We start from the raw sequence: 7684 nt of genomic DNA, 5'->3' as shown, positions 1-7684 counted from the left end.
GTATATTTGGGTAAATAAGTGTTTCTTCTAATCTAGCGGAAACTGTCTACTTTAGTTTAGCAGTCACAAAGGGATTGCCCAGTATATTGAAGATAATGTATTGCTGCTTATATAGAAAGCCAAAAGTCTAAAAAACTGAACGGGAGGTCTTCCATTAAAATAACCGTTAAGTTGTCCTGTGGCGAAGTACGGGCTGACAGCAGCACTCCATACAATGCGATTAAATTCTTCCCATGGATCACCGTAGTCATTACGGTTGAAATCAATTATACTCAACTCTCCTTCTGACGAAATAACCATATTCCCAACATGATAATCACCGTGTTGAAAACATTGCGGTCTTTCCTCAAGAAGATATCTGTTCGTCTCAATGTAGTCTAATATATTATTGTCTCCATTTATTTTTATGCCACATTGATTGTATTTTTTTATTTTATTGTCTGTTTTACGATTAAAACGAGTTGCCCAATGTTCTTGTTCATTTGGCGCTGGTATACTGTGTATCTTCCTCAATATCTGTCCTGATTTCATACCTATTGCATATTGCTCAATATTGGCAAGCTTGGGTAATACAATTTCAGCATCTTCACCGTCACACCATTTAAAAAGTGAATACACACTTTTTCCATTGTCACAAATACCAAATTCAATAGGATACGACATAGATAGATTATATTCTGCTATTCTTTTCATCATTTCGAATTCATGTTTCTTTGTATCATATGCTGAAATATCAGTTGTACGGAGTAGCAATTTTTCATTTTCCATCGTTTCAATATAGTATTTTTTGTCACTGGACCAACCTTTGTTTACAGGTTTGATTTTCTTAAACGTTGAGTAACTTTTTATATCGAACACGTTTTTACCTCCTTACCAATACTTGCAATCAGAATGCTGAAAAACAGGAATAGTAAACAATAGTGTGCGCATTTCTTATTCCGCGAAAGCACCCGATTAATGATTAGAAATTAAACAATCCTTGCTCTTTCCATTGGTCAAAGTACTTTTGATAGCCCATATCCTTAGCAGTCATAGTATATTGCACTCCATCCAATTTAAAAGTATGAGAGCCAGACAAGGCTTTATATGTCGGATTTTCTTTTACATCTTGGAAAAGGGATTCGAATGTAGTAATATCAACTTCTGATGAGCCATTTTTCCTTGTTTCAAGAAGAATAAACTCCTCTTCTTCTTGGAATATATCTCTTGTGAAAATTAAACCTGCTTTTTTCAATGATGAGTATAATTGGTTCATATCAATCCCCATTCTCTCTAAAAATTCAATATCAACTAAATGGCCCGTTTGAATTTAATCTCACTACTAGGATAAACATCTGCAAACCAATTTAAGGCTCTGTTATGATGGTTTATAATTTGTTGTGCAGTAATTTCACTAGAAGTCCAGGTACTATGTGTATCTGAAACTAAAGTCACCTTATATCCCATACTAAAAGCTCTCCTACATGTTATATCTACACAAAGTTCCGTTTGAATCCCTGCAATGTATAAATGTTCAATCCCCTGCTTTTTCAACTTTTCATCCAAAGATGTATTAAAAAATGAATCTGGAGTTGCTTTTTGTATTACTATATCTTCATTTTCTGGAGCTATCTCAGAATGAATTTCCCACCCCTTTGTTCCAAATTCTAAAGGTTTTCCAACAGGTGCATTATGCTGAATATAAAAAACTGGTGTCTTTGTTAATCGTGCTTTTTTTAATAAATCATTTAAGTTTTTTATTAACCTATCACCATTAAAGACAACATTTTCTTCTTGAAACATTCCATTTTGAACATCAATAATTAGTAATACCTTTTTTGTCATATCCATACCTCCCTTTAGGAATCTATGTTCCAAATTCATCATAAATCTCACAATATCCTATTCCACAAAATGGCCAATTTCTAGCACAACTTTGTTCCGTTATTGCGCACTTTTCTGGAACAACTCTTTTATTTAACTAACATCTTTCTAATAATTCGTATTTGACCTCTGTGATTAATTTCATCTTCAAATACGTGAAACCATATAAAATAGTTATTAGATGGATTGCTATCCCATAATCTATTTTCGTACAACCAATCATCATTCCGTTTGGAAAATTCTTTTAAAGTTCCTTTTCGTACCTTAGTAAGTTTATCAATGTAGAAATCTAAACGATTCCCTTTTATATTTTTTCTTCCTTTTTCACCTAGACTATATGCGTCTCCCTACTCAGCCGTCTCTTGCTCATTTGGACTCTTACCATCAAAAATCTCAATTTGAAATCCTTTTTCAACAGCCGCAATATGTAATAATAGTGCTCCTATGCTATTGGCATCATCATTTGGTAAGAAATCTAATTCTGAGGTCGTTAATCCTTTTACAGCCTCTAAAGTTGTTTTTCTAGCGTAATCCATCTGTGAAACCAAGTGTCCGATTTGAGGAGTAAAGTCTTTTATTTCTGATATCTTAAATTCCACTGAATAAAACTCTTTCTTATTCGTAATGACTAGAAACAAAAACTTTATTTGTTAAACGTAAGAAAGCGATCACTTTATTAAGCAATCATCCCTGTTTGATTAGTAACTGTCTCAATGGTTTCCAGAGACTATATACCAAGTAAATGTTTTGAGTCCTGATAATCTCCTATGTTAGTAATAACTCTGCAAGCTCCGCCTTCTTCTGTAACCATAGTCGCAACCTTTTTAATTACCCCCAGTAGTTCAAGTAATAATCCATTATCACTTTCTTCTAATGTAATTAGAAAAGGTATGTGTTTTTTAGCAATTGCAACAATATGTATTGGGTAAAAAGATTTTGTATGATAATAGGTTAATACATTTTCTATCTAAAACACCTTATTTACTTGGGTTTTACCACTTAATACTTCATCACAATAAAAATCCTTAGTCATAATAACCTAACTTCCTATACTGCTGTTCATTTAACTTTTCTAACTCCTTCTTTGACAATTCTACCCTTTAACTTAATATTAATATCTCAAAATTCCATAATTTACACAATAAGTTTTTCCTGAATATGTGCCTTTTCATGCAAAAAGGCACATATCCTTGCTCCGGAAATGCGCCCTTTTATGGAAGATAGCTTTAAAACAATTATGCTGCACATATATTCTAGAAAAACTTGCTCCTATTTATGAAAAATTGGTTAAACTTTTCTTTGAAACACCGTTTTTACCATCTTTTAGAGAATAGTACTACTTCATTTTGAAAATAATAACCTCAAGGAGGCTACCAATATGAAGAAATGCCTATTCATAATTGTATTATCTGCTTTTTTATTAATGGGTTACAATTCCGTTCAAGCTGAAAATTCACACAAGCACGATTCAAAAGGAATGGAACAGGTTTTTGACCATTTTATGTTAGAACAATTCAACAACAAGATTCACAATGCTTTGGGAAATTATTACAAACGGGATTCTATACATTTCCAATTTGATTGGTGGGCGAAAAACTATGATGTAGTTGAAATGCAACAAAGCGAAAAAGGACGAGAGTTAAGTCATCCATATTTAATAAAATTTACTGTAAAAACGTACTCTGAAGACGGTAAGCACTTGGGAACTGATGCGATAACTTTTGGTGTGACACCTGTCTATAAGAATATGTTAAAAGATAATAATCTAATCACGATGCAAGTTGAACAATTAAACTTGGAACACCAAAAACCTACAACTCCAAGGAAATAATTAAAGGCACCAAAATTGGTGCTTTTTTCAATATATGAGAATTATTCTTCCTAACTCAACAATCTGGCCCAATTCTTGAACACTACTTATTCAATAACTGCGCCTAATGAAATAGCAGTTATGCTTTTGTTTTTAGATACTCTATTTTATGAATATCTTTTTAATTATTTTTATCTGCTCGATAACTGTCTTTAGATGAAGCTTCATGTACACGTAAATATTGTTTCAGTGTTAATAAGTAAAATTTTGCGCCTGCCTTTTGATGTGTTTCTATACCCTCTAATAATACTCCTGCGAAAGATGGTAAAGTATCAATGATGCCAAACTCGACTGATAACCCACTTTTTAAAAATTCATGTTCATGTAAATCTACTAAACAATATCCAAGAGAATCCATAAGCCGTACAATACGATCCCAATCAAAAATAGCTTTTTCAGCAGGTACTTCCCAACCTCTTTTATCACCAGGTACATGAATATCTAAATCCTGAGCATCCCAGCTCTTTTCTGTAACAACTTCTAAACCAACTGACCCCATTAACAATGGTATAATTTGAATCTCATTTAATTTTCTTGTTATTCTTAAAAACTCATGAAATTTATGACTTTCCATTTCTCCTCCTATGTTATTTAACATTACCATATCTCTTTTTCATTAACCCGCTCCTATAAAATACGACTGATTTTTCAGGTAGTGGTTCTTCAATATCTGGCTCGATTCAAAAGGACGCACTATTCGATTAGCGCACGCATTTGTGGAAAGGTAAATAATGTTTTAATATTTTCATCGAGGATGAAAGTCATAATATTTTTAACCGTATGTCCTTCCACCATTTAGTGAAAATGTGGGTTCGCCAAAAGTACCGAACCCACATTTTAAAGAATTTTATTCGACTATATTTTGAACAAACAAATGATTATTCCTATACACGATCAAAGCAACAATAGCAAGCAATAATCCCGAAATAAGGAAAACAATCCTGACTCCGAGCAAGTCAGCTAATATCCCCATAACAAGGGATGCCACTCCGAATACACCTGTTGCAACGGCTCCCAAGGATGTGTAAACAGTGGAGAGCTTTATCTTTGGAATACTGGTTTGGATTACTGTTTGCTGTGGAATACCCTTTATTTGTCCAAATAATCCAATTCCAAATGACAGTAATAAAGCGATGGTTGGATTACTGGTTATACTGAACAATATGGTTATTAAAAAGCTAAACAAGGAACCAATAAAGATTACCTTGCCCATCTTCCTTTCCAGAACGGAAGAATTTTTTATACAATAGATACTTCCAACTATTAACCCTAAAAAGAAAGAACCATTAATAAAACCCCACCATTTTTCACCTACAAGTAATGCTTCACTAACAAACACATACAAGATGGCAGCAATCCAAACAGTTCCTGCGATGGTTTCCAATACTTCCATTAATGCTATTTTTCGTAACACAGGAGTATGAAATAAAGTGTTCCAACCCTTTTTAATTTGGTCTAATTTGCTTTCCTGTTCCACTGTTTGTTGTTCAACATTTGCCAAAAAACACAACATGATACTTGATATTGCAAATAAGAAACCAACGACCCAAACGATCTGTTGTGAATTCATCATTACTAAGAATAAACTACCCACAAACCACATAGTAGCCTGAATGAATTGCGTTACCGTTTCAGCTATTCCATTCGCTCGTACTAACTCATCCGGCTCCACATAATGTGGTATCAATGTTTGTCTAATCGGATTGGCACATCCGTCAAGAAATGCGATGACAACGATATTGATAAACACCAGATAATAGTTCGATTCAGATATTCCAATTAACAAAAGTCCTAATACAACTATTAAGAATGTTTTTCCCAATTGTGAACCAGCCAGTAACCACTTCAAGTTCACTTTCCCAATCAATAGAGGTGTTAAAAGACTGGATACAAACATAGATGACGTAATTGTAAACGGGACAAAAGATGCCGCAGTTGCGGACCCAGTTAAAGCAAAGATCGCACTAATAATACTTACCATATAGAGAACATCACCAATATTCGCAAGTGACTGCCCCGTTAATAATAAAGGAAAATTTTTATTCAATTTTATATCCCCCAATTTAGAATAAATTTCGTATCTAAAACGGGGATTCTCAAATTGGACTGTCCATGATGTAACTCCTTTATATTTAACAGATAAACCTTGGGGGATTTAGATTTATCAAAATGTATTTTAATGATCTAAAGATTGTATGAAATTTATATTATCAAATAATGCCGAATTGAACGAATGATTAATTAGAATAAATTCCATTCTAAGTATAACGGAATCTGGATTACAAATCCATACACCTTTTTAAAACAGCAGTCTTTACAAACTTCAACAATGTGATGAGATTTTCGAATAGCATGCCTGGCGTTTTTCAAACGACTTTATTGTAAATTAGACAACATTATCGTTATATAACATCACCACTGACATTTAGGAATTTACAAAGTAATGCCGAAGAAGATATTATAACTCTACACAGCATCTTCCAGAACTTAAACTAACAAAAAATTAAAAAAGACACCATATAAGTGTCTCTGAACCTTTAAGGTAGTTGCTTTTACTTTATTGCACGTTTATTTAACTTCTACATCAAATATAAAGGAAGCCTCTCCGTTTTCCCATTTTGCTTTCACTTCATAAATATATATCCCTCCTTCTTCTGGAACATTAATTTTATTATCTTTTAAAGCGACTTCTTTTGCTTCTTCATCTTCGTTCCATTCAAAGACAGCTACAGATGGGTTTTCTTTAATCATAATTTCTTTCTTATCGACAGTTAACACTCTATCTTCTTCAATGGATTCTACGAATTTATCTCAAGGCATTACTTGTTCTAATGAGAAATAAGGATCAAGTAGAAATAGATTTAACTGTAAAAAAATAGATCCCGTAGCATAACGTATGAAATCATACCTTATGCTACGGGATCTTACGTTAATCGAAACACATCTACTATACTATCCTTCTTGATAGGTAGTTTGATAACAATTCCTTTGTCATTCTGCACGAAATCAAGCTGGGATGCACGGCCTAAGTGTTCTATACGTTGTACATGCTTGTTATAGGGCAGGATAATCTCTTTTTCATGTCCGTTATCTTCATGCTTATCTAACCAAAAGCAATAAGTGGTTTCTCCTTTTTTTGTAAAAGCGAATTCGCGTGTATAATAAGGGTCACACATTCTAGTACCATAGATTGCTTCTCCATGGATATCTAACCATTCTCCAAGTTCCTCCATTCGTTTAATGGCTCCCTTAGGAAGTCGTCCATCTGGCTGTGGAGCAACATTTAACGCTAAGTTACCTCCCTTGGCAACTACTTCAATCAGTGTATAAATAATCTCCTTCGTGGATTTATACGTATCCTCATATTTAAAAGAGAAAGAAGTACCCATCGTAATACAGCTTTCCCAAGGTACATGTATGGGATTATCTGGAATGGTCTGTTCTGGAGTGATATAATTCTCAAACTTTCCTCCCATCATTCGATCGGCCGTTAACAGCCAAGGCTGAATTTTTCTTGCCTTTTCTATGACTTCATCGAGCCGAATATCCTGATTTTCATGACCAACCCATCCAGCATCTAGCCAGAGGATATCGATGTCCCCATATTTCGTCATTAATTCCATAATTTGATTGTGGTTAAATTGAACATATTTATCCCATAGCCAAGGATATTCTTTTGGGTTATATGTTGGTCCACGCCAGCTTTTACTCCCTTGCTCCATTCCCGGAGCCCAATAATAGGGAGTATGCCAAGTATGTGATTTTTGATATGCTTAACAATAGCTAATTACAGGCATTAAGTGAAACTTCCATCAGTGGGGGACTTACTGTAAGCTATATGTAGGATAAAACTACTCCGAACTACGATCCGGATAATACTTTACTCGGATTATAATTCGGAGCTTCCTTATTTGCATGTCTGTTTGCCTCTCATAGATGGAGACACTCAAA

7 protein-coding genes and 3 pseudogenes are annotated in these 7684 nt (G+C 34.0%); 1 reads left to right on the top strand and 9 read right to left on the bottom strand.

The features are described from left to right. Nucleotides 1–63: 63 nt before the first annotated feature. The 5 genes and pseudogenes from ABDZ84_RS10120 to ABDZ84_RS10100 all read right to left on the bottom strand — a co-directional run bounded on the left by ABDZ84_RS10120 (nucleotide 64) and on the right by ABDZ84_RS10100 (nucleotide 2896). The gene (locus ABDZ84_RS10120) at nucleotides 64–858 is read right to left on the bottom strand and encodes an aminoglycoside phosphotransferase family protein (protein WP_026680042.1); all 795 of its coding nucleotides are present in this window, start codon (nucleotides 856–858) and stop codon (nucleotides 64–66) included. 103 nt (nucleotides 859–961) lie between these two features. Then, entirely contained in the window at nucleotides 962–1255 is a 294-nt protein-coding gene (locus ABDZ84_RS10115; protein ID WP_026680041.1) for a hypothetical protein, read from the bottom strand. Between the two features lie 35 nt (nucleotides 1256–1290). Beyond that, nucleotides 1291–1824, bottom strand: a complete 534-nt coding sequence (locus tag ABDZ84_RS10110) for a cysteine hydrolase family protein (RefSeq protein WP_026680040.1) — start codon at nucleotides 1822–1824, stop codon at nucleotides 1291–1293. A 128-nt stretch (nucleotides 1825–1952) separates the two neighbouring features. Next, nucleotides 1953–2462, bottom strand: a pseudogene (locus ABDZ84_RS10105) (DinB family protein). Nucleotides 2463–2573: 111 nt separating this feature from the next. After that, nucleotides 2574–2896: pseudogene (locus ABDZ84_RS10100) on the bottom strand (HIT family protein). 345 nt (nucleotides 2897–3241) lie between these two features. Between ABDZ84_RS10100 and ABDZ84_RS10095 the strand changes: the two are divergent. Continuing rightward, the gene (locus ABDZ84_RS10095) at nucleotides 3242–3694 is read left to right on the top strand and encodes a DUF3888 domain-containing protein (protein WP_026680039.1); all 453 of its coding nucleotides are present in this window, start codon (nucleotides 3242–3244) and stop codon (nucleotides 3692–3694) included. 160 nt (nucleotides 3695–3854) lie between these two features. Here the strand turns inward: ABDZ84_RS10095 and ABDZ84_RS10090 are convergent, their stop codons facing one another. From ABDZ84_RS10090 to ABDZ84_RS10075, 4 genes and pseudogenes are all read right to left on the bottom strand, one after another. Further along, entirely contained in the window at nucleotides 3855–4307 is a 453-nt protein-coding gene (locus ABDZ84_RS10090) for a hypothetical protein (RefSeq protein ID WP_034678519.1), read from the bottom strand. 273 nt (nucleotides 4308–4580) lie between these two features. After that, entirely contained in the window at nucleotides 4581–5786 is a 1206-nt protein-coding gene (locus ABDZ84_RS10085) for an MFS transporter (RefSeq protein WP_026680038.1), read from the bottom strand. 515 nt (nucleotides 5787–6301) lie between these two features. Then, entirely contained in the window at nucleotides 6302–6511 is a 210-nt protein-coding gene (locus ABDZ84_RS10080; protein ID WP_026680037.1) for a hypothetical protein, read from the bottom strand. 146 nt (nucleotides 6512–6657) lie between these two features. Continuing rightward, nucleotides 6658–7491, bottom strand: a pseudogene (locus ABDZ84_RS10075) (alpha-L-fucosidase); the annotation flags it as partial. Nucleotides 7492–7684 lie beyond the last annotated feature (193 nt).

The sequence above is a fragment of the Virgibacillus salarius genome, from assembly GCF_039521925.1.
Classification (GTDB): domain Bacteria; phylum Bacillota; class Bacilli; order Bacillales; family Amphibacillaceae; genus Virgibacillus; species Virgibacillus salarius.
The sequence above is the reverse complement of the archived record's forward strand: the minus strand, read 5'-3'. Positions and strand labels throughout refer to the sequence as shown.